This is a genomic window from Myxococcus sp. CA040A (assembly GCF_013336725.1).
Classification (GTDB): Bacteria; Myxococcota; Myxococcia; order Myxococcales; family Myxococcaceae; genus Myxococcus; species Myxococcus llanfairpwllgwyngyllgogerychwyrndrobwllllantysiliogogogochensis.
Genome location: NZ_JABUMR010000007.1, coordinates 612,816 through 637,484, shown reverse-complemented (window position 1 = coordinate 637,484; position 24,669 = coordinate 612,816). Strand labels below are relative to the sequence as shown.

Here is a 24,669-nt window from a genome sequence, read left to right as displayed (position 1 = left end):
TCACATCTTTCGACTCAAGGAACCCCACCCCATGCGTCTTCACGTGGGGGATGGGGCGCGGACTCCGGAAAGGCATGGAACGTCTTCCGGAAAACATGAGAGTGCGACAGAGAGAAATGGATTCCCCGCATCCAGGCCTCCGAAAGCGAGGCAGGCGGTAATGTTTTCAACCGAATGGCTGTAGTTTCTGCGGAGAGAGAGGGGGACAATTTCAGTCAGACGGGAGGTCTTCTCCCGCCACTGTCCGGAACCCGAAGTCCATCCAGCCTTTCCGCATGAAGATTGAGCGCCAGCACGGTTGAATCGTGGGTGGCACATGGCTCGCAGAGACACCGCGCAATAGACCCCTGTCCCAGTCGTCCCCATCCCGCTCCCCGTGTTCCTCCAGAACGCCACCTGCTCCTGCGTGCCTTCGCACTCCGACCCCAGCGAGTGCCCGACCTGGGTGCGCCCGCATCGGAACACGCCCGCGGAGGGCAACACGATGCTGTACGCGGGGACGCCTCCGCCGATGCTGGTGGAGCCCACGCCGGTGCCCGCCACGCCCACCAATTCGCTGGTGGGGCAGCAGCTGGGACACTTCAAGCTGCTGAAGGAGCTGGGCCGGGGTGGCATGGGCACGGTGATGCTGGCCGAGCACGCCCTCATCCAGAAGCGCGTCGCCATCAAGGTGCTGCACGCGCACCTGGCGCAGGACCCGGACCTCGTCGCCCGGTTCTTGTCGGAGGCGCGCACGCTGACGGTGGTGCAGCACGAGAACGTCGTCGCGCTCTACGATTTGGACGTGCGCGACGGGCGCCCCTACCTCGTCATGGAGTACCTGGAGGGGCAGAGCCTGGCGGCCTTCGCGAAGGGGCCGCTTTCGCCGTCGGTGGTGGTGGATCTGCTCTCGCAGGTGTGTGACGCGCTGGGCGCCGCGCATGCGCACGGCATCGTCCACCGCGACTTGAAGCCGGCCAACGTCTTCCTGGTGCCGGGCCTGTTGGGCCGCCAGCGCGTGAAGCTGTTGGACTTCGGCATCGCCAAGCTGCTGTCGCGTCCGGCGGGCCTGCACACCACGGAAGTGGGCGTGCTCCTGGGGACGCCGGAGTTCATGGCCCCCGAGCAGTGCGGCGACGACGTGGTGGACGCGCGCACGGACATCTACGCGGTGGGAGTGCTGGGCTACTTCCTGCTCACCGGGCGCGTGCCCTTCGCGGGCCGCACGGCGGCGGAGGTGCTCATCGGTCACCTCCAGAAGCAGCCGGTGCCGCCGCACGAGGTGCAACCCGGCGTGCCGCCCTCGTTGTCGCGCGTGCTGCTCCGCGCGCTGGCCAAGCGTCCCGCGGACCGCTTCGCCCAGGCCTCGGACCTGCGCGCGGCGCTGGCCACCGCGCTCGCGCCCGAGCCCGAGCCCGTGATTCCCGGCTTCACCGCGCGGGTGCGCATGGCGGGCACGCCGCACTCGCAAGAGCTGCGCTGTGAGTGGGTGGGCCGCGCCGGCCTCTTCCTCCACACCACCGCGTCGCCGCCGCCGCTCCTGTCCGACGTGGGCCTCCTCCTGCGGCTGCCCGGTGGTGAGCTGGCCTGCACGGGGCAGGTGGTGCGCCACGTGACGGAGGAGCAGGCGCGAGGGTGGCGCATGACGCCGGGCTTCGGCGTCCAGCTGCGCGACACGTCGCCCGCCTTCCAGGAAGCGCTGACCCGGCTGAAGTCCGGCGTGCGGTTGGAGCCACCCACGCCCCCTCCGTCCCCCATGCAGGAGGACGCGGTGGCGGAGCGGGTGCTCCAGGGCTTCAGGGCCCGCCTGGCGGGTGACCACTACGCGGTGCTGGAGGTGCCTCGCGACGCCACCCCGGAGACGCTGCGAGCCGGTACCCAGCGCGCTCGTACGGCGCTGGAGCCACTCAAGAGCCGCAACCTGTCGCTGGGCCAGCGTGCCCAGCTGGAGCGGGTGAACGAGCGGGTGACGTCCGCGCTGCACGTGCTGGGTCACGTGGAGCGGCGGGCCGAATACGACGCCAGACTGGGCAACGTGGAAGGGGTGGAGCGCTGCCTCTCCGCGGGCCTCACCGTCACCGCGTTGGAGAACTGCCGCCGCCGCTTCCTCGCGGAGAACCCCGGGCGGGATGGCCGCGCGGCGGTGCAGCGGCTGTCCGGGGACGCGCTGTCGTCGGTGGGGCGGCTCCAGGAAGCGCTCGCCGCCTACGAGCAGGCGGTGCGGATGGACCCGTTGGATTTGGAGGGCCTCAAGCGCTGGCGCTCGCTGCGGGCCCGGCTGCGCAACACGCCCACACCGCGTTAGGCGGGCGGCCGGGCGCGTGCAACGCGGAAGCGGTGTCTTGCGTCTGGGGGGTGGCTCCTCGTTAATCCAGGGGTACCCATGGCCTCCGACTCCGACGACTCGCTTCCTCCCCAGGGCCGCTTCACCCGGCTGCGCAAGTTGGCGGGCCTCTCCATGCAGGTGGGCACCGACGTGCTCATGAGCAGCGCGAAGCGCCTGGCTGGCGGCACGCCGGAATTGCTCAGCAAGAGTTCCGCGGAGAAGCTCGTCGCCACCCTGGGAGAGCTGAAGGGCGCGGCCATGAAGCTGGGCCAGGCCATCTCCATGGACCCGGACCTGCTCACGCCGGAGGTGCGGCAGGTGCTGGCGCGGCTGCAGAACCAGGCGCCCGCCATGTCCTACGACATGGTGACGCGCGTGGTGCGCCAGGAGCTGGGCGCGGCCCCCGAGGACGCCTTCCGCGAGTTCAGCCGGGAGCCCCTGGCCGCCGCGTCGCTGGGACAGGTGCACCGCGCGGTGCTGGAGGACGGCCGCGTCGTCGCCGTGAAGGTGCAGTACCCGGGCATCGCCGAGTCGCTCACCCACGACATGGAGAACCTGGGCCTCGTCGTGAAGACGGTCTCCAAGGCGTCGCGGTTGATGGACGGCTCGGCCTACTTCAACGAGTTCCGCGACGAGCTGCTGCTGGAGCTGGACTACCGCCGCGAGGCGTTACTGGCGGAGGGCTTCGCGCGCGGCGTGGCGGAGCTGAAGGACCTGTATGTCCCCCAGGTCATCGCCAGCCACAGCGCCGAGCGCGTGCTGACGCTGGAGTTGTTGGAGGGGCCCACCCTCAAGGACTGGGTGACGACGGTCGACTCCAACGACGAGCGCTTCCGCGTGTCGCGGCAGCTCATCCGCGCGACGTACGGGCCCTTCTTCGGCTCGGGCGAAATCCACGCGGACCCGCACCCGGGCAACTTCATGGTGATGCCGGACGGGCGGCTGGGGCTGTTGGACTTCGGCTCCATCAAGCGCTTCAGCCCGCGCTTCGTGGACGCCAACCGGCGCATGTTCCTGCAGTCCATGCGGCTGGAGCCCATGGACATCCTGCGGCTGAGCCAGGAGGTGGGCTTCACCGTGGAGCTGCCGGGCGAGGAGGCCGCGGACCTCATCCGCGAGGTGCTCCACATCGCCGGCAGGCCCATGCGGCTGACGCCGTACGACTACATGTCCTGCGAAATCACCCGCGACATGCGCAACCACTTCACCCGCAACGCGGCGCGCTTCCTCAAAATCAAGCCGCCGCCGGAAGCGGTGATGTTCTTCCGCTCCACGGGGGGGCTGGCGCAGAACCTGCGGCTCATCGGCGCGCGGGGTGACTTCCGCGGCGTCTTCCTGGAGATGGCGGAGCTGTTGAGTTGACCCGCGCCCGAGGCTACGGGGCCGGCGCGGCCACGACGGCGCGGCCCTTGGCGTAGATGGCGTGGAGCTTCTTCGCCAGCTCCTCGCCCTGGGTGCTCTTGGTGATGTAGCCGTCCGCGCCCGAGGCCAGCGCCAGCGCGCGCAGCTTGGACTCGTCCGAGGCGGAGAAGAGCACGAAGCGCGTCCCCGCCGGCGCCTGTCCCCTCGCCAGCGTCAGCACCTTGTCGCCGGTGAGCGCGGGGATGTTCACGTCCAGCAGCACCAGGTCCGGCAGCGTCGTGCGCACCAGGTTGGACACGCCCAGTGACGAGCGGTGCGTCCGAACATCGAAGCCAAACGCGGACAACGAGCGCTCCGCCAGGGTGAGCTGCTCCTGGTCATCATCCACCACCAGCACGCGGATCTTCATCTCCGACATGACGCCTCCCCCTTGAGAGCGCGGATTGGGTGCCGCCGCCCACCGGATATCGCCACCAGGCCGGGTGGCCTACGGATTATCACCTAGGCTCGCGTCCCTGTCGCCACCCTCCTGTCCTCCGGGGGCCCGACTTTCTCGTGCTGGCGGCAGGACGTGCCGGGGTGTCCGGGTGTGTCTCCACCCGCCCCGCTGCCTCATGGACCCGGGCCGTCTTCAGCCGGAGCGGTAGGTGGCGGGGCGCTCCCGGGAGGCCGCCTTCCTCTGGAGGGCGGGCAGGGTGATGGTGAACACGGCGCCCCCCTCCGGGCGGTTGGCGGCGGTGAGGGTGCCCTGCGCGCGCGTCACCACGTCATGGGCCATGGACAGGCCCAGGCCCGTGCCGTGCTGGCCCTTGGTGGTGAAGAAGGGCTGGAAGATGGAGAGCAGGTGCTCCTCGGGGATGCCGGTGCCCTCGTCCTCCACGGTGATGATGGAGTGCCCCATCGCCAGGCGTCCGCGCACGCGCAGGGTGCCGCCCTGGGGCATGGCGTCGCGCGCGTTGCGCAGCAGGTTGAGGAAGACGCAGCGCAGGTCCGCCGCGGAGCTCTCCACCAGCGGCAGCCGGGGCACGTCCACGTCCAACAGCAGGGTCAGCCCCTGCTTCGCGGCCCGGGACTCCAGCTCGTCGCGGGCAATCTCCACCGAGTCGCGCACCACGTCCGCCAACTGCACGGGCTCCACCGGGGACTCCGGCCGCTGGCGCGCGAAGTCACGCAGGCGCGACAGGCGGGTGGTGGCGTCGGCGACGATGCGCAAGAGCGTGTCCACGTGCGCGGGCGGCGCCGCCGCGGGGGCCGCCTGCTTGAGGTCGCTCATTTGGAGCATCTCCAACCGGAGCTTCATCGCCACCAGCAGACTGCTCAGGTCATGTGCGATGCCGGAGGCCTGCTCGCTGAGCATGCGCAGGTGCTCGCGCTCGGCCAGCGCGCGGCGCTCGCGTGCCAGCGCCTCCTCCACGTGAACCTGCTCGGTGACGTCCCGGGCGAGCACCAGCACCACGGGCGCCTCCCGGCTCACCCGACATACCCGCACCTCCATCTGCTGGTGACCTCCCGCGTAGCTGTAGCGCGCGGTGCGGGCCGTCTCTTCCACCCCGAGCGCGCGGGCCTCCGCGGCCACGACGCTGCGCAGGGTGAGCAGTGCGGGCCCTTCCTCCTGCCCGCTGTCCGTCACATGACGCCAGGGACCTCGCGCCAGTGTCAGGGATTGCCATCGCAGGTTGACCCACAGCACCACGTCCTCTCGGAGCACCGCGAGCGCTCCCGCGACACCTTCCAGGGCCCAGGAGTGTCTGGCGGGCGCCTGGGGCTCGTGCGCGAAGTCAGGGCCGTGTGTCTTCCTCACCTTTTCAGCGATGGCCGAGAGTTCATTCTCAGGCAAAGACGCGGGTGACATGATTTGAGCTGTAACCCAGGCCGTGGACAGCGGCAAGAGCGGGGGACCCACGAGTGCGGACGTCCAGCCCGCACGGGTATGGGTTGTGTGGACTGCGTGTCCAAATCCCGCTGCGCGGAGTCTGGATGTCTGACATACGGATGAAGGTCCGCCATCGATTTCGTCTTGTGAATGGAGGGCCCCAGGAACGATGGAAACTCCTCACCTTGAACGTTCCTTGAACACTCTTTGAACATCCTCTGATGAACACGGCAACTGGTGCGGTGCTCGGCGCGCTGAATCGCGAGAGCACGGACTGCATCTGGAGTGGTGATGACAACAGACATTTCCAACGAGCGAATCCGAGTGGCCCTCCTGGAAGACCAGCAGGTCTTCAGGGAGAGTCTGGTATTGGTACTGGAGAGCGCCGGGATGGACGTGGTGGCGCGCTGCGCGCAGACACCGCCTTTCCTGGCGCGGGTGCGGGAGCAGATGCCGCACGTGGCCGTGCTGGACTTACGCCTGGAGCCGCCGGACCAGGATGGAACGACCACGGGCATGACGGCGCTGCAGTGTCTGCATGACTTCTATCCGACGGTGAAGGCGCTGGTGCTGTCGAGCCACCACGAGCCCGAAGTCGTCGAGCAGTGTCTCCAGGCGGGCGCGGCGGGGTACCTCTGGAAACACAACGTGGGTTGCGCGGAGGTGGTGGAAGCGGTGACGCGCGTGGCGCGCGGCGAGCGGCTGATGCCTACGGGATTGTCCTGGGTCCCTTCCGTCCCCGGCTTCATGCCGCAGGAGGAGGTGCCCATGGGCGGCGTGGAGTTGGGGCTCCTGACGCCGCGCGAGCGGGAGGTGCTGGGCTACGTGGCCGCGGGCGCGGACAACCTCAAAATCGCCGCGTGTCTGAGCATCACCGAGCGCACGGTGAAGGCGCACATCACCAGCATCTACAAGAAGCTGGGCTCGGAGAACCGCACGCAGCTGGCGGTGCTCGCATGCCAGCTGGGTGTTCACCGCCCGGCAGGAGTCTGAGTCCCCGGGGCCGGCACTTGCAGGCAATGGGCACGTGCGCGCGGGCGTGTCAGGGTGTGAAGACCCTGGCGCTCCTCCCCCCTCCCCCCAAGCGCACGGGTCGTCGCGAGGAAGGTCCCCAGCGGGCCAGGGCAGAGCAGGACGTGGTGTCTGCCCTGGCCCGTGCTGTCGTCTCCGGGATTGGACGACGACGTCAGGGCTTCACGGCCGTCACCAGCTCGAAGGGCCCGCCGCGCAGCACGTCGACGCGCTGGAAGCCCGCGCCCTCGAGCATCTGGACGTAGAGCTCCACCTCGCGCAGCCGGCTGACGCACGAGTCCACGCCGATGAGGAAGTACGTCCAGAAGAACTGCGCGGCCAGCCGCTCGGGTGTGCGGAACTCCTCGCAGATGACGACGCGTCCCCCGGAGGGCAGCGCCTCCCACGCGGCCTTCAGCAGCGCCTGCGCCGTCTGCGCGGACCAGTCGTGCAGCACGCGGACGAACGTCATCACGTCGTAGCCGGAGGGCAGCGGCTCGGTGAGGAAGTCTCCGCCCACGAAGCCCAGCTGGGATGCGGCCAGGCCGAAGCGCTCGCGCGTGCGCTCCACCAGCGCCTGGGTGGCCGGCAGGTTGTAGACGTCCACGCGCGCGGCGGGGTGCTCGCGCGTCATCAACGCCGCGAGGCTGCCGTCACCGCCGCCCACGTCGAGCACGCGCACGCCGTCCTTCCACAGCCTCGGCGCGTGCAGGCGCAGCGACTCCAGGATGGGAGGCAGCCCCGCGGCCATGCTCGTCTCGAAGCCCTCCAACTGCTCCGGCGTGCGCAGGGGCCAGTCGAAGTCGTCGGGGGAGATGGAGTGCTGACCGCGCAGCACCTCGGGCAGCCGCCCGTGCAGCTTGTGCCAGGCGAACTTCTCGCGGTCCTTCTCCCGGCCCTGCGGCCCCACCACGGCGACGGCCGCCTCGCGCAGCCCCGGCACCGCGTGGTAGCGCGCCGACGCGAGCGCGTCCGTGTCCTGCTCGCGCGTCACCAGGCCCAGGCTCTCCAGGCAGTCCAGCAGCTTGTAGAGCCGGCCCGGCAAAAGGCCGTGCCTCGCGGAAAGCTCCGCCAGCGAGATGGGGGCGGGCCCCTCCAGCGAGTCGAGCAGACCCAGCTGGAGCGACGCCTCCACCACGTCCACCGCCTTCGCGCCGTTGTAGAGCAGGTGCAAGAGCGCGCGCGGAGAGTCCGCCACCATGCGCGGCTTCGACGTCACGATTCGCCCCGGGGCGGAGGGAAGCCCGCGTGGTGTACCGGACACACGGCGCTGGCCGGAGGCGCGGCGTAGGCCTCCAGCGCGCCCTCCATGCAGCCCTCGCGACGAGCGCCCGGCGCATGGCCTCCCTCGCGTCGCCACCCGGACGTCAGCTCCACGCGCACGTCCCAGAGCTGACGGAACAGGGGCAGCGTCATGCGCCCCGCCAGCACCTGCGTGGGCAGGCCGTCCAGCGCCTTCACCGCGCGGTCCACGCCGATGGTGCGCCGCACCAGTTGGAAGTGTGCGTGCAACCAGCCCTGGAAGGCCTCGTCCACGTCCACCAGCTGCTCGCACAGCCGCTTCAGGTCGTCCGGTCCGCCCTGGTACACGGCCAGCAACGTCCGAGCGCGTCGCGCGAGGAGCCGCTCCAGCGACTGCTCCAGCCCCTCCGCCGCCTTCCGCAGCATGTTGTAACCAGGGGACTCCTGCCCGCTGCCATTGCCCAGGCTGCGACGGATGACCTGATAGGTATCCGGCGTCATCGTCTCCAACACGGCCAGCTCCGACTTCAGGCCCTGGACGATGCGCGACACCCGCTCCAACCTCGCGGACGCCGCCCACAACGCGTCGCGGTCCAGCTCCGCCACCACCTCCACCACCTCGCGCGAGGCCAGCTTCAGCCACAGCTCCTGCGCCTGGTGCACCACCTGGAACATCAGCTCGTCATGCGAGACGCGCTGCTCCTCCGGCGCCTGCAACGCCAGGAGCTGCGGTGTCTTGAGGTACACCTCGTAGTCCAGCTCTCCGCGGCCGACCCACTTCTTCAACATCGGGTTGAAAAGGGGCTCATCCAGTTCCTGCCGCAACTTTTCCGCATAACTGTAACCATGTGGCGTGTGCATGGTGCCCTCCGAAGGGAGAGGTGGGCATTCAGAGGTGGGAGCGCGAAGGAGACGTGCCCGACTTGGGACAGCGGACGTGGCTCGCTACGACGGTGGGTACGGCGGGTGTCGCGCCCCGGGCCGTTGGGTGGCCCGGAGCACGGAAGGACAACGGCTCAGGTGGCCGGTGGCGGACGCGGCTTGAGGCGGAAGGTGCGCAGCCGGTTGGCCAGCTCCTCGCCCTGGACGCTCTTGGAGATGTAGCCGTCCGCGCCGGAGGCCAGCGCGAGCGAGCGCAGCTTCGACTCGTCCGAGGCCGAGTAGAGGATGAACTTCGTCTTCGCGGACGCGTACTGGCGCGCGAGGTTGACGACCTTGTCGCCCTTGAGGGCGGGGAAGTTGACGTCGATGAGGACGAAGTCCGGTTCGGAGGCGCTCACCAGATTCGACACGCCCAGCGCCGAGGTGTGGGTCAGCACCTCGAACCCATAGGAGCTCAGCGAGCGCTGGACGAGGTCGAGCAGGTCCGGGTCATCGTCCACCACCAGGACGCGTGCTTTTTCTTCAGCCATGGCTTCTCCCTAGATGCTTGCGGATCATCTCGAGCAACTGGTCACGATCAAGGGGCTTGGTGAGGTACGCGGTGCAGCCCGCCGCGTGTGCCTTGTCCTGATATTCCCGCCCCGCGTGAGCCGTCACCGCGATGACCGGCACGTTGGCCACGGAGGGTACCGCACGCAAGCGACGTGTTGCCTCCCAACCATCCAGCCGTGGCAGGGAGAGGTCCATCAGGATGAGGTCCGGATTGTCGCGCGTCGCGCGCTCCAGTCCATGCTCTCCGTCCTCCGCCTCGATGACCTCGAACAGTCCGCCCAGGTAGCGGCGGACGATGTCGCGATTCTGGGCACTGTCTTCTACATACAGGATGCGAGGCAGCCTGCCGGCGCTGGCGGCACGCTGGGACAACAGCAGGCCCTTGGCCTGGGCGATGACGTCCTCCAGCGCATGGCCGCCCTTCTTCACGAAGCCCGCGAAGCCGTCGCGCAAGAGCGACTCCTCCTCGTGGGTGAGCGACTTTCCGGTGAGCACGACGACGGGCACCTGGAGCTTCTCCGCGCGCAGCCGGCGCAGCACCTCGAAGCCATCCAGGTTGGGCATCATCAAATCCAGCACGACGAGCGACGGCGGTGAGACGCGCGCCTTGAGCAGCGCGTCCTCGCCGTTGCGAGCCTCGGCGGTGGAGAAGCCGGCGCGGCGCAGGTTGCGGCTGACCAGCTCGCGCGTGGCGGAGTCGTCGTCCACCACCAGCACCTCGCCCACTCCGGCGGACGTCCCCGACGGCTGGCCCAGGCAGCGCTGCACCACTTCGACCAGGCGCTCGGGCTCCACCGGCTTGACCAGGTACTCGCACGCGCCCAGCGAGAAGCCTCGGGCGCGCTGCTCCTCCACGGAGATGAGGATGACGGGGATGCTGGCCAGCGCCTGGTCACCCTTGAGCTGGCTGAGCACGGACCAGCCGTCCAGCTTGGGCAGGTGGATGTCCAGCAGGATGGCCTGGGGCTTGAGCTCCCGGGCGCGCTTGAGCGCGGCGATGCCGTCCTCGGCCACCACGACCTTGAAGCCCGCGGGCTCCAACTGGCCGGTGACGAGCTGCTGGATGAGCGGATCATCATCCACCACCAGCACGGTGCTGCCGGGCTGCGCCAGCGCGCCCACGTGCTGGGCGACCTCCGCCACGGGCACGCCGCGCTCGTGGGCCACCTGAGGCGCGCTGGTCGGCCGGTTCGCCGTGTTGGGCAGGCGCACGGTGAAGGTGGTGCCCCGGCCCAGCGTGGACACCACGTTGACGGTGCCACCGAGCACCCGCGACAGCTCGCGCACAATCGCCAGGCCCAGGCCCGTGCCGCCGACCTTGCGGGTGGTGGAGCCGTCCACCTGGCGGAACTTCTCGAAGATGAAGGGCAGCTGGTCCGCGGGGATGCCGACGCCGGTGTCCTCCACCGTCATCACGACTTCGTCGCCGGACGGCACCAGGCTCAGCGCGACCTCGCCCGTGTCGGTGAACTTGGCGGCGTTGCTCAGGAGGTTGAGCATGATCTGCCGCAGCTTCAGCGCATCGGTGCGCAGCATGCTCGCCTGGCCGTCGATGTGCGTCGTCAGGGCCACGTCCTTGCCCTTGAGGTATTCCTTCACCGTGGCCATGCACTCGTCGGCCAGCTCCTGCACGTCCACCGGCTCGGTGACGACATCCACCTTGCCCGCTTCAATCTTGGACAGGTCCAGGATGTCGTTGATGAGCGCCAGCAACGTCTTCGCGTTCGTCTTGACGACGTTCAGGTCGCGGCGGCCGTGGGCCGTCAGGCGCGAGCCCTCCTCGCGCATCAAGAGGTCGCAGTAGCCGATGATGCCGTTGAGCGGCGTGCGGATTTCGTGGCTGAAGTTGGCCAGGAACTCGCTCTTGAGGCGGGCGGCGGCCTCGGCCTCGCGGGCGCGCTCCTCCTCGTTGCGCTTGGCCACCGCCAGCTCCTGGGCCAGCCGGTCCAGGTCCTCGTTCTGCTGGCGGATGATCTCCATCTGCAGCGCGCGCTGCTGGTAGGACGCCAGCGAGCGGGCGGACACGGCGCGGGTGCGCTTGATTTCCTCCAGGCTGGCGGCGAGCTGCTTGTTCGCCGCCTCCAGCTCCGCCTTGGACGCGCGCAGCATCTCCTCGTTCTGCTTGCGCTCGGTGATGTCCTCGGTGACGCCCAGCACGTAGCGGGCCTCGCCTCCGCCATCCAGGAGCGGCAGCTTGCGCGTGGCGAAGATGCGGTCCACGCCGCCCGCGCGCGCCACCTCCTCGAAGGAGCGCATCTTCTTGGTGGCGAGGATGTCGGAGTCGATGGCGACGAACGAGTCCGCCTGCTCCTGCGGGAAGTAGTCGTGGTCCAGCTTGCCGAGCAGCCACTCCTTGGTGACGCCGAACGCGTCCGCGAAGGTCTTGTTGGCCACCACCAGCCGGCGCGTCGCCGCGTCCTTCACGAAGAGGACGAAGGGCAAAGCGTCGATGATGTTGCCCAGAATCCAGTTGGTGCGGTGCAGCTCCTCCGCGGTGGCGTCATGGCGGAGCCTGTCCCCGGCCAGGGGAAGCTCGCGGCGCAGCACGGGCGCCATCCGGTTGAAGCGGTCCTCGCTGACGTAGTCGCGAGCGCCCGCGCGGGTGCTGGCCTCCAGCGTGTCGTCGCTCCAGTCGCGCGACAGCACGACGAAGGGCAGCTCGCGCGAGTGCTGACGCCACAGCGCCTGCGCCTCCGCGAAGCCCAGGCCCGGCACTTCCGAACCGCACACGACGAGCGACCAGGAGCGCCCCAGCGCGGCCGTCAGGGCCTCGGTGCTGGTGGCGCGCTCCGTCCGGGCGACGACACCCGCGTGGCCGAGCGCCTCTTCCACGCGCTGGCACTCGCGCTCGCTCGCCACGAGCAGGAGGGTGGCGGTGTCCGTCGGAGGGACGGAGGAGGTGAGGGAGGTGGCCATGGCTCAGTTCGCCCCGAACACCAGCGTCGTCAACGTGGTGTTGATGTGGAACCCCGAGTAGATTTCGAAGTGCACGTTCATCCCAGCGGCGGTGGGTGCGGCCTTCAGGGTCTCCGCGAGTTCGGCCACGGAGTTGGTCGCATGCGCGTACCACATGCGCCCGCCGCAGTGGAACAGCAGAGCGGCCTGGGGGTTGTGTACCCGGCGGGGCATCTCCTCGGTGAAGAAGCTCCGCGTCATTCCCGCCATGTCACCCAGCTTCATCAGCTCCAGCTCGGTGCCCTCCTCCAGCAGGTTGGCGAAGAGGATGGAGCCGTCCTCCTGGGGCCTCCACGCCGCGCGGATGAAGTACTCGCGGCCCACGCGCAGCGCCGTGGGGCGCACCGCGAAGCCCCGGGGCGTGCCGAACTCCAAGTCACGCACGTCCTCCACGCCCAGGATTTCGGCGTAGCGCTTCGCGGCGGGGTGGCCGTCGATTTCGAGCGCGCGCGTGTGGCTCTCGTCCACCTTGGTGATGGTGAGCTTCTCGCCGGTGGGCACGTACCAGTGCGAGCGCAGCGCGGCCCAGGGGGCGCTGGTGCGGAACAGGGCGACGAGCACCGCGTCGGTGGCGACCTCGCCGTCCACGTGCACCAGCGCGGACTGCCTGGCCGGGTCCCGGTTGTCGTCGCTGGCGCCGCCGCCCACGAGCACCAGCGTCTGGCTGCGCTCGAGGATGCCGAGCAGCAGCTCCTCTTTTTTGTAGCGGAAGCCGTCGTCGATGACGAGGCCGACGTAGCGGCGCGGATCCAGGTCCTGCTGCCGCACGCCCAAATCCTCGCAGGCGCGTCTGATGGCCACCTGTCCCGCGGAAATCGCATCCACGGAGAGCTGGGTGCCCAGGCCCAGGCCGACCTCCAGGTCGCCGGAGAGCGCGGACAACACCACGCTGCCCTCGTGGATGCCGGTGTTGTCCAGTTCGCCCGCCGTCGTGGCGCCCACCAGCCGGGTGCCCGGCGGCAGCCGCGCGCGCACCGCGCGGTTCAGGGCGTACGGGTCCCTGTCCCGCGAGGCGAACATCGTCACCAGCACGGGCTTGATGGCGCCCAGCTGGCTCAACAGGTCCTCCGCGGCGGCTTCGGGCTCCTTCAACGTGGTGCGAGCCGTCTGCATCTTCACTTGTGCCATGAAGGACCTCCGGGGGGGACTGGCGGCGGCTAGAGGCCGGCGCGCGGGTGCTCGGTATGACAGGCGCCGGTGCACTGCTGGAAGGACTCTCTGCCTCCCCCGACGTACATGCTTTCGATGGGGCCGAACTTCGCCACGTGGCTGTCCGGGTAGCTCGTGTGGCACGACAGGCACGCGGCCTTGCTGGTGCGCTGGATGCTCTCCTTCGTCAGGTGACAGGAGGAGCACTTCTCCAGGGGCGCGTCGAAGCGGTTGGAGCGCGAGTGGATGAAGTGCGTGCGCACGAAGATGGGGCCTTCCAATTCGAAGCCCAGCGGCGAATGGCACCCGTTGCATGCGGCGCGGTTGTCGTTGCCGTGCAGCACTTCGGACAGCTCTCCGCCTTCGCTGTGGCAGCTGTTGCACGGGCCCGTCGTCAGCGTCGCCTCGGTGCGCTTCTTCGTGCCCACCTGGATTTCGATGGTGCGCGAGCCCGGCACGTCCTCGCCCAGGTACACGCGGCGGCCCTTCACCGTCACCAGGTACGTGCCCGGCGTGGCGTCGGCGGGAATCTTGTACTGCCACGTGTCCGTGTTGGGGCGGTCCCAGAGGCCCTCGCTGGGGAAGAACGCGCCGCGGAAGACGATGTTGGCGAAGGGCAGGATGGCGAACTGGGAGAAGACGCCATCGCGCGCCTCGGTGGCGACCACCTGCTCATCGACCTCCGGGTCCAGGAACGCGTCGATGTCGATGATGGAGCGGATGGGCTGGATGTTCTGTGCGGGGCCGATGATTTGCGTCATCAGCATCCGCTCCCGGTGCTTGCGGCGGTAGTACGTCGTCGTCGCATCGAAGAAGGCCCGATAGTACTGGATGCCCGCCGCGTTTCCGCCGACGGGCGCGACCTCATTGTAGGACGGCAGACTTCCCGAGGGGTGAAGCCGTTTTCCTTCCCCGTCCCGCAGGGTGACCTGGAAGGTGATTTCGGACCCGGGCGCGTAGGTGCCGTCGTGGCGCGGCGGGGTGAGGGCGGCCACGTCGATGCCGAAGCCGTACGCATAGTCCGGGTTCTGCACCTGCTCCACGGGGATGGAGTAGGGGGCGAAGGGACGCAGGCTCCAGCGCAGGCGCAGGGAGGTGGTGCCGGAGGTCAGCTTGAGGGTGCGCTGCTTGGCGTGCTCGTAGGCGTTGCGGACCTCGACGAGCGCCTCCTCCTCGAAGCTCCTGGCGCCCGTGCAGTCGTTGGGCGCGCGGCAGTCGGTCGTCGTGTGGATGGCGCGCAGGCGGCGGATGAAGAAGTCGTCGGTGCGGTCCCGGCGCTGGTGCTCGGCGCCGATGTTGAGGAGCACGGGCAGGCCGGTGAGGCGGCCGCGCGAGTCCACCGGCTCCACGGTGAAGAAGCTGGGCACGTCCATCCACGCCGCGCCCCGGTAGAAGCGGCGGCGGGTGAAGCCCGTCGGCCCGCCCAGGAGCACCGGCTCCTCGTCCACCGCGCGCACGCCCGACCAGCCCAGCCCGGCGAAGTCGCTGGTGGTGCGCAGCGTCTTCAAGTCCTTGTGGTCCGCGAGCGCCTGGACGGTGGCGCGGATATCAATCTGGCTGATGAAGAAGGTGCCGCCGGCGCGCACGCGCACCAATTCGCCCTGGCCGTTCTTCACCTCGAGCGCCAGACCCACGGGCTCGGGGGGGCGCGGGCGGCGCGAGTCGTCCCGGCCCGACAGCGCCTGGGCCTCCGACTCCAGCGCGTCCACCGCGACAGCCTCTTGCGAGTCCAGGTCCGGTCCGCCGCAGGCCACCAGCAACCCCGTCACCGCCGCCAGCAGCAACGTCTGGCTGGTCGTGGGGTAACCGAGCGGGCGGTGTGTACACGCCTCGCGCTGGGACCAGGGTGCTCCAAGTCCACCCATGGGTGAATCTCCTCGTACGTGTGGTTTCGGACGCCGCCATTGGCGCCCCGGCCAGTGGACCCTGTAGCCCTTCGTCGGGGGGACGATGTGGGCCGGGTCTCTCCCGTTTCCGGGTTTCCCCGGTTCGAGCCTTTTTAGCCGTACGAAGAATATCTGGATTGAACAGATGCCTTCAACTTCTAGGAAAATAATCCGCTGGGCTCAAACCCAGGAAGGCGTCAAGTGTCGGAATTTTCGCAATTCACTGAAGGAGTTACAGGAGGTCAGGCGCTGACTTGTAGGGGAAGGCAGGACCTGCCCTGGAGCGTCCTGGGAAGTTCAATGGTGAATTCCGCGCCTTCCCCGATTCGGCTCCGAAGGAGGATGGAGCCGCCGTGGGCTTCGACGAGCTGGTGGGCGATGTAGAGGCCCAGGCCGGTGCCGGGGTGGTGATGGCCTTCGCCGTGGACGCGCTCGAAGCGGCGGAAGAGGCGCTGCTGGTCGCCGGGGGCGATGCCGAGGCCCGCGTCCTTCACCGTGACTCGCACATGGGTGGCGTCGCCGTGGACGCTCAGGTCGATGGGCTGGCCGTGGCCGAACTTGAGGGCGTTGCTCAGGAGGTTCGTCACCACGCGGTCCAGGCGCAGCCGGTCCCACTGCCCGGAGGTGTCGTCCTCATGGATGCGCACGGTGAGGGCGCAGCCGGCGGCGGTGGCCTGCTCGGCGTGGCGCTCGGCCACTTCGCGCACCAGGGCGGCCAGGTCCATGTCCTCGCGGTCCAGCGTCATGTGGCCGGCGGACAGGCGCGACAAGTCGAGCAGGTTGTGCAGCAGCCGGCCCATGCGGCGCGCCTCGCTCTCCGCGCCGAGGAGGCCGTCCCGCATGCGGGGCTCGTGCGCGGTGACGTCCAGCATGCGCAGCCGGCGCAGCCTCAGCTGGAGCGAGCTCAAGGGGTTGCCCAGGTCATGCGCGGCCACGCCGATGAGCTCCAGCGCGCCCTGGGTCTCCGCGAGCAGGCGCGCGTTGTCCAGGGCGAGGGCGGCCCGGGCGGCCAGCTCCTCCATGAAGGCCCGGTCCACCTGGCCGTAGCGGCGAGCGCCGGTGGACAAGAGGCACAGCGCGCCCAGCACGCGCGGGCCCACCGCCAACGGCACGGTGAGGGAGGACGTCACGCCCAGCACGCGCAAGAGCTCCCCGTGCGCGGTGCTCTCCAGCGCCTGCGGCAGTCGCTCCGCGTCCACCTCTGGCAGCAGCTCCACGCGGCCCGTGCACACCACATGGTGGGGGCCCACCTCGTCGCCGTGCGGGCTGCGCAGGAGCGGCTCCCACATGCGGCTGGCCGCCTGCGCGTCCGCGCACGCCACGGCCTGGGGACGCACCTGTCCGTCCGCGGAGGGCAGGAAGAGGATGCATGCGTCGGCGACCTCGGGCACGCACAGGCGCGTGAGGGCCTCGCCCACTTCACGGGCGCCAGAGAGGGGTTGGAGGACGCGGCCCGCCTCGGCGAAGAGGGCCTGGGCGCGCTCCATGCGCCGGCGCTCGGTGATGTCGCGCGTCACCTCGGCGAAGCCCCGCAGGTGGCCGCGCGAGTCCCAGAGCGCGGTGAGCAGCGTCTCCGCCCAGAAGCGCGAGCCGTCGCGGCGCACGCGCCAGCCCTCGGACAACAGGCGCCCCTCGCGCGCGGCGCGCTCCAGGTGGGCCTGATGCACGCCCGCGGCGACCGCGTCCTCGGGGTGCAGGGGCTCCAGCGTGCCGCCGGTGACGTCCATCTCCGCCCAGCCGGTGAGGCGCTCGGCGCCGGCGTTCCACGCGGTGACGCGGCCGTTGGGGTCCAGGAAGCACAGCGCGTAGTCGGTCACCGCCTCCATCAACAGCCGCAGGCGCTGCTCGCTGTGCTCGTGCCGGGCGTGCAGCGGCGCGAGCGCGTGGTGCAGCACGAAGCCCAGCGCGCCCACGCCGGCAAGGCCCACGCAGCCGGCCAGCAGCGCCTGTCGCAGCGCGACGTGCGTGGTCTCCGTATGTGTGAGCAGTCCGTGCACCACGGACAGGAGTGTCACGAGGAGCAGCAGACCGGCGAGCATGCAGGCGGACACACCCGCCCCGACTCGCTGAGCGAACGTCCAACGTCGCATCATGTGGCACTCCCCCCCATCCCTAGCGGGAACCCGCATCAGGAAGGCGACGTCCAGCATCCCTGATGTGAGGGAGCGGGAACATTGCCCGGTTGGACAAAGTCTGAGTCGCCCCAGGGCGCTTCGTGACTCTCCCAGGGTGGAAGTTGGACCACGCGGGGACCCCTGTTTCGGGGTCGGCGCGCGTCGGACGCGACAACTGGGGGTGTTGCGTGGCGGGCGCGGGGGCCCATCAGGAATGGCCATCGCCAGGGCAGGGGGTTATGAGGCGGACCCCCTCTTTGCTCGGGTCGTCCCGCACCGCCTATGTCCCTCGTCGAAGGTCTGAAGGTCCGCTACCTCCCGCAGCCCGAATGGGGTGTGGGACACCTGCTGTCGCTCCAGGAAGAAGGCGCCAAGGCGCTCGTCGTCTTCCCCGCTCGGGAGGACGCCCCGGTGCTGGTGTCCACCAAGGGCGGCGCCCTGGTGTCGTATCCGCTGCCACCGGGTGAGCCGGTGCTGACGTACAAGGGGCGGCTGGCCCTCGTCGTGGCCGAGGAGCCGGGCGCGCGAGGCCTGCGCCGCTACGTGTTGCGCTACGCGGAGACGGGCGAGGAGGACGAGCTGCCGGAGTCGGAGGTGCGCGCGCTGCCCCCGCGCTCGGACCTCTTGTCCACGCTGCGCGAGGGCCGCGTGGGTGAGGCCCGCGCCTTCACGCTGCGCAAACAGGCCCTGGTCCTGGACGACGAGCGCCGCTGTGACGCGCTGGGCGCGCTCCTGGCCAGCCGCATCATGGTGAAGCCGCACCAGGTGGGCGTGGTGCAGCGCGTGCTGTCCGCCCGCCGGCCGCGCTTCGTGCTCGCCGACGAGGTGGGCCTGGGCAAGACGATTGAAGCGGGCATGGTGTTCAGCGCACTGCGCCTGTCGGGCCTCGTGCGTCGGTGTCTGGTGGTGGCGCCCAGCCACCTCACCGTGCAGTGGTTGGTGGAGCTGTTCCACAAGTTCAACCAGCTCTTCACGCTGATGGACTCGGACCGCTACGCGCAGTCGCTCAAGGAGGTGCCGGATGTCTCCCCGTGGGCGCGCTTCCCGCTGGTGGTGACGAGCCTGGAGCTGCTCTCCCGCAGCGAGGAGCACCGCCAGGAACTCGGCGCCGAGGGCGCGTTCTGGGACCTGGTCATCATCGACGAGGCGCACCACCTCAAGGGTGAGCGGGCCTTCGAGGCCGCGCGGGTGCTGGCGAAGAACTCCTGGGGCCTGTTGCTGCTCACCGCCACGCCCATGCAGCTGGACCCGGCCGAGTACCACGGGCTGCTCACGCTGATTGACGCGGCCACCGCGCCCAGCGTCGCGGGCTTCGAGGAGCGCCTGGCGCGCCAGGAGGAGCTGTCCACCGCGGTGCGCGCGCTGATGGAGGGCGGCAAGGGCAAGCCCGACGCGGCGGTGAAGGCGCTGGCGAAGCGCTTCCCCGAGGACGCGCGGCTCAAGACGCTCAAGGAGCCGCAAGCCCTGCTCCAGCACCTGGCGGAGACGTACAGCCTGAGCGACAGGCTGGTGCGTAACCGTCGTGCGGTGGTGGGTGGTTTCTCCACGCGCAGGCTGCATCGCCACCCGGTGACGCTGCCGGCGGAGGAGCTGAAGGTCCGCGACGCGGCGCTCGCCACGTTGGCGGCGGGCACGCTGCGGGGCGCGCCGCTGGGCAACGTGCTGCGCCGGCTGGAGTCGAGTCCCGCGGCCTTCGCGGGCGCGGTGCGGTCCAACCCGGTGTTGAAGGCGCAGTCAGAGGTGCTGAAGCTGCCCTCGCGCGACGCGAAGTTCGGCGCGTTCCTGGGGGTGCTGCGCGGCGTGTGGAAGGCGGAGCCCGCGGCCAAGGTGCTCGTCTTCACGGAGAGCCGGGACACGCTGGAGATGCTCCAGGCGGAGCTGGGGCGCGAGGGCGTGGAGGCGCTGGGCTACCACGGCGACCTGCCGCTCTTGGAGCGCGACAGGCAGGTGGCGCGCTTCCGGGGGCCGGAAGGTCCGAAGGTATTGCTGTGCACGGAAGTGGGCGGCGAGGGCCGCAACTTCCAGTTCGCGCACCACCTGGTCCACTACGATTTGCCCTGGAGCCCGGCCACGGTGGAGCAGCGCATCGGCCGGTTGGACCGCATCGGCCAGACGCACCCGGTGGAGATTCACGTCTTCGACTCGGTGGGCACGCTGGCGTCGGACGTGCTGACGCTGCTGGCGGACGCCGTCGGTGTCTTCGGCGAGACGGTGGGCGGCCTGGACGCGGTGCTGGAGGAGGTGGAGGACCGGCTCGCGGAGCTGGCGCTCCTGCCGCGCGAGGCGCGCGTGTCCTACGCCGCCGAGCTGAAGGCCAAGGTCGAATCGGCGCGCGAGCAGGTGAAGCGCGCGTATGACCCGCTTTTGGATGTGCGCAGCTTCGACCGGCCCGCGGTGGAGCGGCTGGTGAAGCGCGCGCAGGAGCGGATGGGGCTCGAACCCGACGAGGACGAGGACGGCGAGGCGCCCGGCGTGGAGGACGGCCTGTGGAGCGTCGCGCGCGACTTGGACGAGCGGCTGGAAGAAACCGTCGCGGAGCTGGCGCGGCGGGTGGGCATTGGCGTGGACATCGACGAGCAGGTGGAGGCCTTCCAGGTGGCCTTCCAGTTCGGTCACGCGCTGAAGGTGGACGGGCTGCCGGGGCTGGACGTCATGGAGGACCACACGCGGCTGGGCACCTTCTGGCGCGACACGGCGGTGGAGGCGGAGGAGCTGGAGTACTTCGCCACCGGGCACCCCCTGGTGGAGGCCCTCTTCGGCTTCCTGCGCGACGGCCCCTATGGGCGCAGCGCCTTCCGCTTCATCGAGAAGCGCGGGCCGCTGAAGGCGCGTGGGGTGGAGCTGCTCTACCACGTGCAGCTCCCGGAGCCGGAGGACACCTCCCCGGGCGCGCGCGTGCCCAGCCGTCAACTGGCGCGCTTCCTGGAGCGCACCCTGCTGCACGTGGCCGTGGTGGATGGCGGCGCGGCGGGGCCCAAGGTGGAGGACTCGCTGATCCCCGCGCTGGAGGCCGATGGCAAGTCGCTCAAGGGCGACGAGGTGTCACGCGCCTTCCCGGGCTTCGACGCCTTCGTGGACGCGGCGGTGCCGGTGGGCCAGCGGGGCGCCGAGGCGGCCCTGGCGAAGCTCACCACCTCCGCGCGCGAGGCCATTGAAGCCGAGCGGGACTCCGCCCTGGAGCGCCTCCGGCTGTCCCTGGACCATCAGGGCCTGTCCGACGATGCTCTCGCTGCCCAGCTCGGCGCCGAACACTCGCACTACGAGCGGTTGCTCCAGGCCCTGAGTGGGTCCAAGGTGACTCTCGACTCCGCCTGCGGGTTCGTCATCAATCGCTGAGAATCCTCTCGGCGGGAAAGAAGTTGTGACGCGAGGTGTCAATTTGCTGATGCAGACAGTCCCACTGTGTCGTTGACAGTGGGACTGGGTACTGACTTTGGTTACCGGTCCACTTGACCGATTCCTCAATCAACAAGATTCAGGGAATTGAGTGATGTATGGTTCCCCGCGCCACGTCACCCACATCCAAGCAATCCGGACAGGCAGCGGTGGAAGCGGCTTTGACGCTCCCGCTGGTCGTGTTCCTGGTGTTGGGGACGCTGCAGCTCTTCATGATGCTGCAGGCGCGCATCCTCGCGCAGGTGGCGGTGTACCGGGCGGTGCGGGCGGGCAGCCTCAATCACGGTGACTGCCTGCCGATGATGCACGCGGCGATGGTGACGATGCTGCCGTCCATCGTCCGCACGGACAGCCCCCAGATTCTGGCGGACGCGTTCCGGATGCGGCGGGACAACGAGTACCGGGTGATGAGCTCCTACGGGAACCTCTTCAACGGGCCCATGGTGGAGATTGTCCGCGACTCGCCGGACCCCGCGTGGGTGAACGCGCTCGCGGGCAACGAGGACCTGCTCTTCGACCAGCCCACGGACAACGACGCGGCGCTCGACAACCGCACGTTGGAGATCCGCATGGTGGCCTGGTACTACATGCGCATCCCCTTCGCGAACTGGGTGATGAGCCGGATGTTCCTGGCCCACTTCGGACTGCGAAACTACACGGCCACCAATCCGCTGATGCCGGCGCAGAAGCGCTCGGACTGGTGGAACGACGAGGCGCCGCCGCTCGGGCCGAATGACTGGCCGGGTGGCGCGCTGGACGAGCGCATGGTGACGTGGAGCAACCGGGGACACTTCGTCTTCCCCATCCAGGTCCACGCGGCGATGCGGATGATGACGCCAGTGATGGCCGACAACTTCTCGCGAGGTGCCGAATGTCCCGTTACCGGCTTCTGAAGACCTCGCGAGGGCAGGCCCTCGTGCTGTTCGCGCTGACGCTGCTCTTGCTCGCGCTGATGGTGCTGATGACGCTGGGCTTCGGCATGCGCGCCAAGGAGCGCGTCGAAATCCAGATGGCCGCGGACGCGGCGGCGTACAGCCAGGCGGTGGCGACGGCGCGCACGTTCAACGCGATTTCGGTGATGAACCGCGCGCAGGTGGCCCACATGGTGGCCATGGCCGGCACGCAGGCGCTCATCAGCCGCAGCAGCCAGGTCTACGCGGCCCACCTGGTCTGCACGCCCGTCTTCACGCCGGTGGTGTGGGAGCTGATGGACAAGGCCGCCGCCACGCAGGTGAAGGTGCTCCAGGGCAGCGCGGGCAACCTCTACCGCGCGGGGCTGAACATCTACGGCCACCTGCTGCGCGAGCACATCTCCGAGCAGCGGCTCGCGCTGCGCATCGCCCGGGGCGCGAACCCGGAGCTGGAGGCCACGCCGGATGGTTCGGGCAAGAGCTTTCAGGAACTCAACGGCGACGACGCGGTGCCCAACCACGAAGACCTGATGAACGCGGTACGACGCGGCGGTGGCGGGTGTGGCAGTGGCGCGGTGTGCGCGGTGGGCGGCAGCACGTCGGCGCACCTCAACGCCACCATGGGCAGCCTGGGTTGGACGTGGGTGCACAACCGGCCCACGGGCGGCGCGGGGTTTGGCACGGGCGGGGCCGCGCGGTCCGCGGCCTTCCGGCGCTACAGCGCGTCGGCGGAGATGGACCCTTCGACGTACACCACCGTGTCGGGCCGCAACTCCTCGGGGCATGACCATGCGACCGCCATCCTGCCCACGCGGTGTGCCAGCAACCCGCCCCCCATTCCGGTGCCGGTGACGGATGCGTGGGTGATGTCCGACGAGCAGCAGACGCCCGAGGACCAGCACGTGTATGGCCTGCGCCTGCCGCCCGGTCAGGCGCCGGAGGCCGGCGAGCCGCTGTTCGAGCGGCACACGCTGGGCGCCTGCGTTTCCTGCCCGGGCATCTGGCCGTTCGCCATGGGTTACAACGTGGACTCGCTGCAGCGGGGCGCGGGCAACCACTATGGGCAGCCGAAGCTGTACTCGGTGCTGCACCGTGACTACGGCAGCGATGCGCGGCGGCGGAGCCCGGACCCGTGGAACCTCTTCTTCCGGTTCAAGTTCTCCGCGGAGAACACGACGGAGTTCGACAACGCCATTCCGCTGGGGCGCTCGCGTCCCACGGGGCGTGAGAGCGTGCAGCGCAACCAGGTCGCGTTGTCGGCGGGCATCGTCTACTACCACCGGCCGCGCGCGGCGGGGCAGGGGGGGGGATGGCGTGAGCCGCCGAACTTCCTCAACCCGTTCTGGCGCGCCACGTTGGTGAGTCCGGAGGGCTCCACGGATGACAGGCCTGCGGCGAGCCTGGAAGCGGCGGGCTTCGCCGAGCACGGGCGGGTGTTGAGGGAGCTGGAGCAGGCGGGGTATCGCGGCGGCAGCCGGCGGGGAGCGGGGTACTGACATGCGCTCGCGAGCGGCACGAGGACAGTCCCTCATCGAGACGTCGCTGGGGTTGATGGTGTTCATCACCATCCTCCTGTTCGGCATCTACTTCGCGGAGGTGGGGGCGCTGACGTTGAAGGTGCAGGAGGCCGCGAACTTCGCGATGTGGAACGCGACGGGCCGTGTGATGCACGACCCGGAGGACCGCGAGTGGCAGCGCCCCTCGGCGGTGACGGGGGCCCTGGCGGAGGCGAACGGCCGCTATGTGGACTACGACGGCCGCAGCCGTATGGATGGCGCGGGTGGAGTGCCGCTCCAGTTGGCGATAGCGCGCGCGCAGCCCATCCGGGTGGACTGTGAAGCGGAGCTGCCCGACGGGGTGCCCACGCTGAGGCCGGCGGATGCACAGGGGCCGCTGGCGTCCATGCGGGTGTTGTCGCAGGGGATGCGGTGCACGGCGTCCACGCAGCTTCGCGCCGAGCGCATCGGTCGCTTCATGGAGCCGAGCTTCTTCCAGGCGTCGCAGCGGCGCGCGGCGGCGACCTTCCGGGTGTGCGCGGCGGGGCGTGCGACGGGTGGCGAGTGCCGGGGACGGTTTGGCTTGTTCCTGGATGACTGGGGCCTGTCGACGGTGGATGAGGGACGGGCCTGTCCGCTGAGCATGAACAGTGGGGCGGTCTGCGGCAATCGGGACTACTACCTCTGGGCGGAGCGTGTGTACCGGACGAATGGTGGAGGCGGTGGGGCGGGGTCGGCGCTCGCGGCGCTGGTGGGCTCGGAGTCGGTGAACGAGGACCAGTTCTTCATGAGCTTCCGGGGCGAGGAGGACCGCTACCAGGAGAACATCGGTGGGACGCACGCGGGTGGCCAGTCGGTCTGGGAGACGACGCCCTTCAGTGCGCCGAACCTGAATCGCCCGTACAACGTGGCCCGGCAGAACCGGTGGCTGGGCGGAGTGCGGGTGCGGTGAGGTCCGTGTTCGCCGCGCTGGTGCTGCTGAGCGTGGCCGCCGTGCACGCCGCGCCCGTGAACTCCAAGCCGGAGGAGGGCGCGAGCACCGCGTCCGCGAGTCCGAAGGCACAGGCCGGTGCGAGCGCCGCGAAGGCGGGCTCCTCGCCCGCGCGCCCGACGGTGGAGACAGGTGCGAACGCCGCGAAGTCGAGCGCTGCGTCCGTGAGTCCGAAGGGTGAAGTTGGTGCGAACGCCGCGAAGGCGGGCTCCTCGCCCGCGCGCCCGACGGTGGAGACAGGTGCGAACGCCGCGAAGTCGAGCGCTGCGTCCGCGAGTCCGAAGGTTGAATCCGGTGCGAACGCCGCGAAGTCGAGCGCTGCTTCTCCGAGTCCCAAGGTAGAAGCAGGTGCGAACGCCGCGAAGTCGAGCGCTGCTTCTCCGAGTCCCAAAGTAGAAGCAGGCGCGAGCGCCGCGAAGTCGAGCGCCGCATCCGTGAGTCCGAAGGTCGAGGCAGGCGCGAGCGCCGCGACGAAGCCCGGCTCCGTGCCCACGAGCCCCAAGTCTGGAGCCGGCCCGAGCAGCGCACCCACGGGCGCGCCATC

At 69.7% G+C, this 24,669-nt stretch carries 17 protein-coding genes; 7 read left to right on the top strand and 10 right to left on the bottom strand.

All coding sequences use genetic code 11. The features are described 5' to 3' along the window. The first annotated feature begins 445 nt into the window (after positions 1 to 445). Both HUA75_RS32580 and HUA75_RS32575 read left to right on the top strand, forming a co-directional pair. Positions 446 to 2,284, top strand: coding sequence for a protein kinase (locus HUA75_RS32580; RefSeq protein ID WP_371746245.1), 1,839 nt, complete (start codon positions 446 to 448; stop codon positions 2,282 to 2,284). Positions 2,285 to 2,362: 78 nt separating this feature from the next. After that, positions 2,363 to 3,667 carry an AarF/ABC1/UbiB kinase family protein gene (locus HUA75_RS32575; RefSeq protein ID WP_174488589.1) on the top strand — a complete coding sequence of 435 codons (1,305 nt, stop codon included), beginning with the start codon at positions 2,363 to 2,365 and terminating at the stop codon, positions 3,665 to 3,667. Positions 3,668 to 3,680: 13 nt separating this feature from the next. Here HUA75_RS32575 and HUA75_RS32570 read toward each other — a convergent pair whose 3' ends face one another. Together HUA75_RS32570 and HUA75_RS48010 are read right to left on the bottom strand one after the other, a co-directional pair. Next, positions 3,681 to 4,085, bottom strand: coding sequence for a response regulator (locus HUA75_RS32570; protein WP_141641810.1), 405 nt, complete (start codon positions 4,083 to 4,085; stop codon positions 3,681 to 3,683). A 213-nt stretch (positions 4,086 to 4,298) separates the two neighbouring features. Next, positions 4,299 to 5,468 (bottom strand): ATP-binding protein, encoded by a 1,170-nt coding sequence (locus HUA75_RS48010; RefSeq protein WP_217446359.1) that lies wholly within the window; start codon positions 5,466 to 5,468, stop codon positions 4,299 to 4,301. Positions 5,469 to 5,831: 363 nt separating this feature from the next. Here HUA75_RS48010 and HUA75_RS32560 point away from each other — a divergent pair, with 363 nt between their 5' ends. Continuing rightward, positions 5,832 to 6,533, top strand: a complete 702-nt coding sequence (locus tag HUA75_RS32560) for a response regulator transcription factor (RefSeq protein ID WP_217442439.1) — start codon at positions 5,832 to 5,834, stop codon at positions 6,531 to 6,533. 193 nt (positions 6,534 to 6,726) lie between these two features. On the opposite strand, the gene HUA75_RS32555 is transcribed toward HUA75_RS32560, so the two are convergent. From HUA75_RS32555 to HUA75_RS32525, 7 genes are all read right to left on the bottom strand, one after another. Beyond that, positions 6,727 to 7,770, bottom strand: a complete 1,044-nt coding sequence (locus HUA75_RS32555; RefSeq protein WP_371746243.1) for a methyltransferase — start codon at positions 7,768 to 7,770, stop codon at positions 6,727 to 6,729. Then, positions 7,767 to 8,654: a tryptophan 2,3-dioxygenase family protein gene (locus HUA75_RS32550; protein ID WP_174488587.1), complete on the bottom strand. Its 888-nt coding sequence runs from the start codon at positions 8,652 to 8,654 to the stop codon at positions 7,767 to 7,769. The genes HUA75_RS32555 and HUA75_RS32550 overlap by 4 nt, the downstream gene beginning before the upstream one ends. 155 nt (positions 8,655 to 8,809) lie before the next feature. Beyond that, positions 8,810 to 9,205, bottom strand: a complete 396-nt coding sequence (locus HUA75_RS32545) for a response regulator (protein ID WP_141641807.1) — start codon at positions 9,203 to 9,205, stop codon at positions 8,810 to 8,812. Then, positions 9,198 to 12,143 (bottom strand): response regulator, encoded by a 2,946-nt coding sequence (locus HUA75_RS32540; protein WP_141641806.1) that lies wholly within the window; start codon positions 12,141 to 12,143, stop codon positions 9,198 to 9,200. Before HUA75_RS32540 ends, HUA75_RS32545 begins: the two co-directional genes overlap by 8 nt. Before the next feature lie 3 nt (positions 12,144 to 12,146). After that, on the bottom strand, positions 12,147 to 13,310 hold the full coding sequence (locus HUA75_RS32535) for an FIST signal transduction protein (RefSeq protein ID WP_174457422.1): 1,164 nt from the start codon (positions 13,308 to 13,310) through the stop codon (positions 12,147 to 12,149). A gap of 29 nt (positions 13,311 to 13,339) precedes the next feature. Continuing rightward, positions 13,340 to 15,196, bottom strand: coding sequence for a cytochrome C (locus HUA75_RS32530; protein WP_141641804.1), 1,857 nt, complete (start codon positions 15,194 to 15,196; stop codon positions 13,340 to 13,342). A 263-nt stretch (positions 15,197 to 15,459) separates the two neighbouring features. Continuing rightward, positions 15,460 to 17,310 carry an ATP-binding protein gene (locus HUA75_RS32525; RefSeq protein ID WP_174488586.1) on the bottom strand — a complete coding sequence of 617 codons (1,851 nt, stop codon included), beginning with the start codon at positions 17,308 to 17,310 and terminating at the stop codon, positions 15,460 to 15,462. Positions 17,311 to 17,613: 303 nt separating this feature from the next. Here HUA75_RS32525 and HUA75_RS32520 point away from each other — a divergent pair, with 303 nt between their 5' ends. The 4 genes from HUA75_RS32520 (at position 17,614) to HUA75_RS32505 (ending at position 24,086) form a co-directional block, all read left to right on the top strand. Next, on the top strand, positions 17,614 to 20,667 hold the full coding sequence (locus tag HUA75_RS32520; RefSeq protein ID WP_174488585.1) for a helicase-related protein: 3,054 nt from the start codon (positions 17,614 to 17,616) through the stop codon (positions 20,665 to 20,667). A 158-nt stretch (positions 20,668 to 20,825) separates the two neighbouring features. Beyond that, positions 20,826 to 21,620, top strand: coding sequence for a TadE family protein (locus HUA75_RS32515; RefSeq protein ID WP_141641801.1), 795 nt, complete (start codon positions 20,826 to 20,828; stop codon positions 21,618 to 21,620). Beyond that, positions 21,599 to 23,134, top strand: coding sequence for a pilus assembly protein (locus HUA75_RS32510; RefSeq protein WP_141641800.1), 1,536 nt, complete (start codon positions 21,599 to 21,601; stop codon positions 23,132 to 23,134). Before HUA75_RS32515 ends, HUA75_RS32510 begins: the two co-directional genes overlap by 22 nt. 1 nt (position 23,135) lies before the next feature. Beyond that, entirely contained in the window at positions 23,136 to 24,086 is a 951-nt protein-coding gene (locus HUA75_RS32505) for a hypothetical protein (protein WP_174488584.1), read from the top strand. Here the strand turns inward: HUA75_RS32505 and HUA75_RS32500 are convergent. Next, positions 24,010 to 24,657: a hypothetical protein gene (locus HUA75_RS32500; RefSeq protein WP_174488583.1), complete on the bottom strand. Its 648-nt coding sequence runs from the start codon at positions 24,655 to 24,657 to the stop codon at positions 24,010 to 24,012. The genes HUA75_RS32505 and HUA75_RS32500 overlap by 77 nt on opposite strands. Positions 24,658 to 24,669: the final 12 nt, after the last annotated feature.

Excerpts from the sequence above, each read along its gene's own strand:
- HUA75_RS32570 (WP_141641810.1), bottom strand. The coding sequence starts at position 4,085 with ATGTCGGAGATGAAGATCCGCGTGCTGGTGGTGGATGATGACCAGGAG.
- HUA75_RS32535 (WP_174457422.1), bottom strand. The coding sequence starts at position 13,310 with ATGGCACAAGTGAAGATGCAGACGGCTCGCACCACGTTGAAGGAGCCC.
- HUA75_RS32505 (WP_174488584.1), top strand. The coding sequence starts at position 23,136 with ATGCGCTCGCGAGCGGCACGAGGACAGTCCCTCATCGAGACGTCGCTG.
- HUA75_RS32545 (WP_141641807.1), bottom strand. The coding sequence starts at position 9,205 with ATGGCTGAAGAAAAAGCACGCGTCCTGGTGGTGGACGATGACCCGGAC.
- HUA75_RS32575 (WP_174488589.1), top strand. The coding sequence starts at position 2,363 with ATGGCCTCCGACTCCGACGACTCGCTTCCTCCCCAGGGCCGCTTCACC.
- HUA75_RS32530 (WP_141641804.1), bottom strand. The coding sequence starts at position 15,196 with ATGGGTGGACTTGGAGCACCCTGGTCCCAGCGCGAGGCGTGTACACAC.
- HUA75_RS32550 (WP_174488587.1), bottom strand. The coding sequence starts at position 8,654 with ATGCACACGCCACATGGTTACAGTTATGCGGAAAAGTTGCGGCAGGAA.
- HUA75_RS32525 (WP_174488586.1), bottom strand. The coding sequence starts at position 17,310 with ATGATGCGACGTTGGACGTTCGCTCAGCGAGTCGGGGCGGGTGTGTCC.
- HUA75_RS32510 (WP_141641800.1), top strand. The coding sequence starts at position 21,599 with ATGTCCCGTTACCGGCTTCTGAAGACCTCGCGAGGGCAGGCCCTCGTG.
- HUA75_RS32540 (WP_141641806.1), bottom strand. The coding sequence starts at position 12,143 with ATGGCCACCTCCCTCACCTCCTCCGTCCCTCCGACGGACACCGCCACC.
- HUA75_RS32520 (WP_174488585.1), top strand. The coding sequence starts at position 17,614 with ATGTCCCTCGTCGAAGGTCTGAAGGTCCGCTACCTCCCGCAGCCCGAA.
- HUA75_RS32560 (WP_217442439.1), top strand. The coding sequence starts at position 5,832 with ATGACAACAGACATTTCCAACGAGCGAATCCGAGTGGCCCTCCTGGAA.
- HUA75_RS32515 (WP_141641801.1), top strand. The coding sequence starts at position 20,826 with ATGGTTCCCCGCGCCACGTCACCCACATCCAAGCAATCCGGACAGGCA.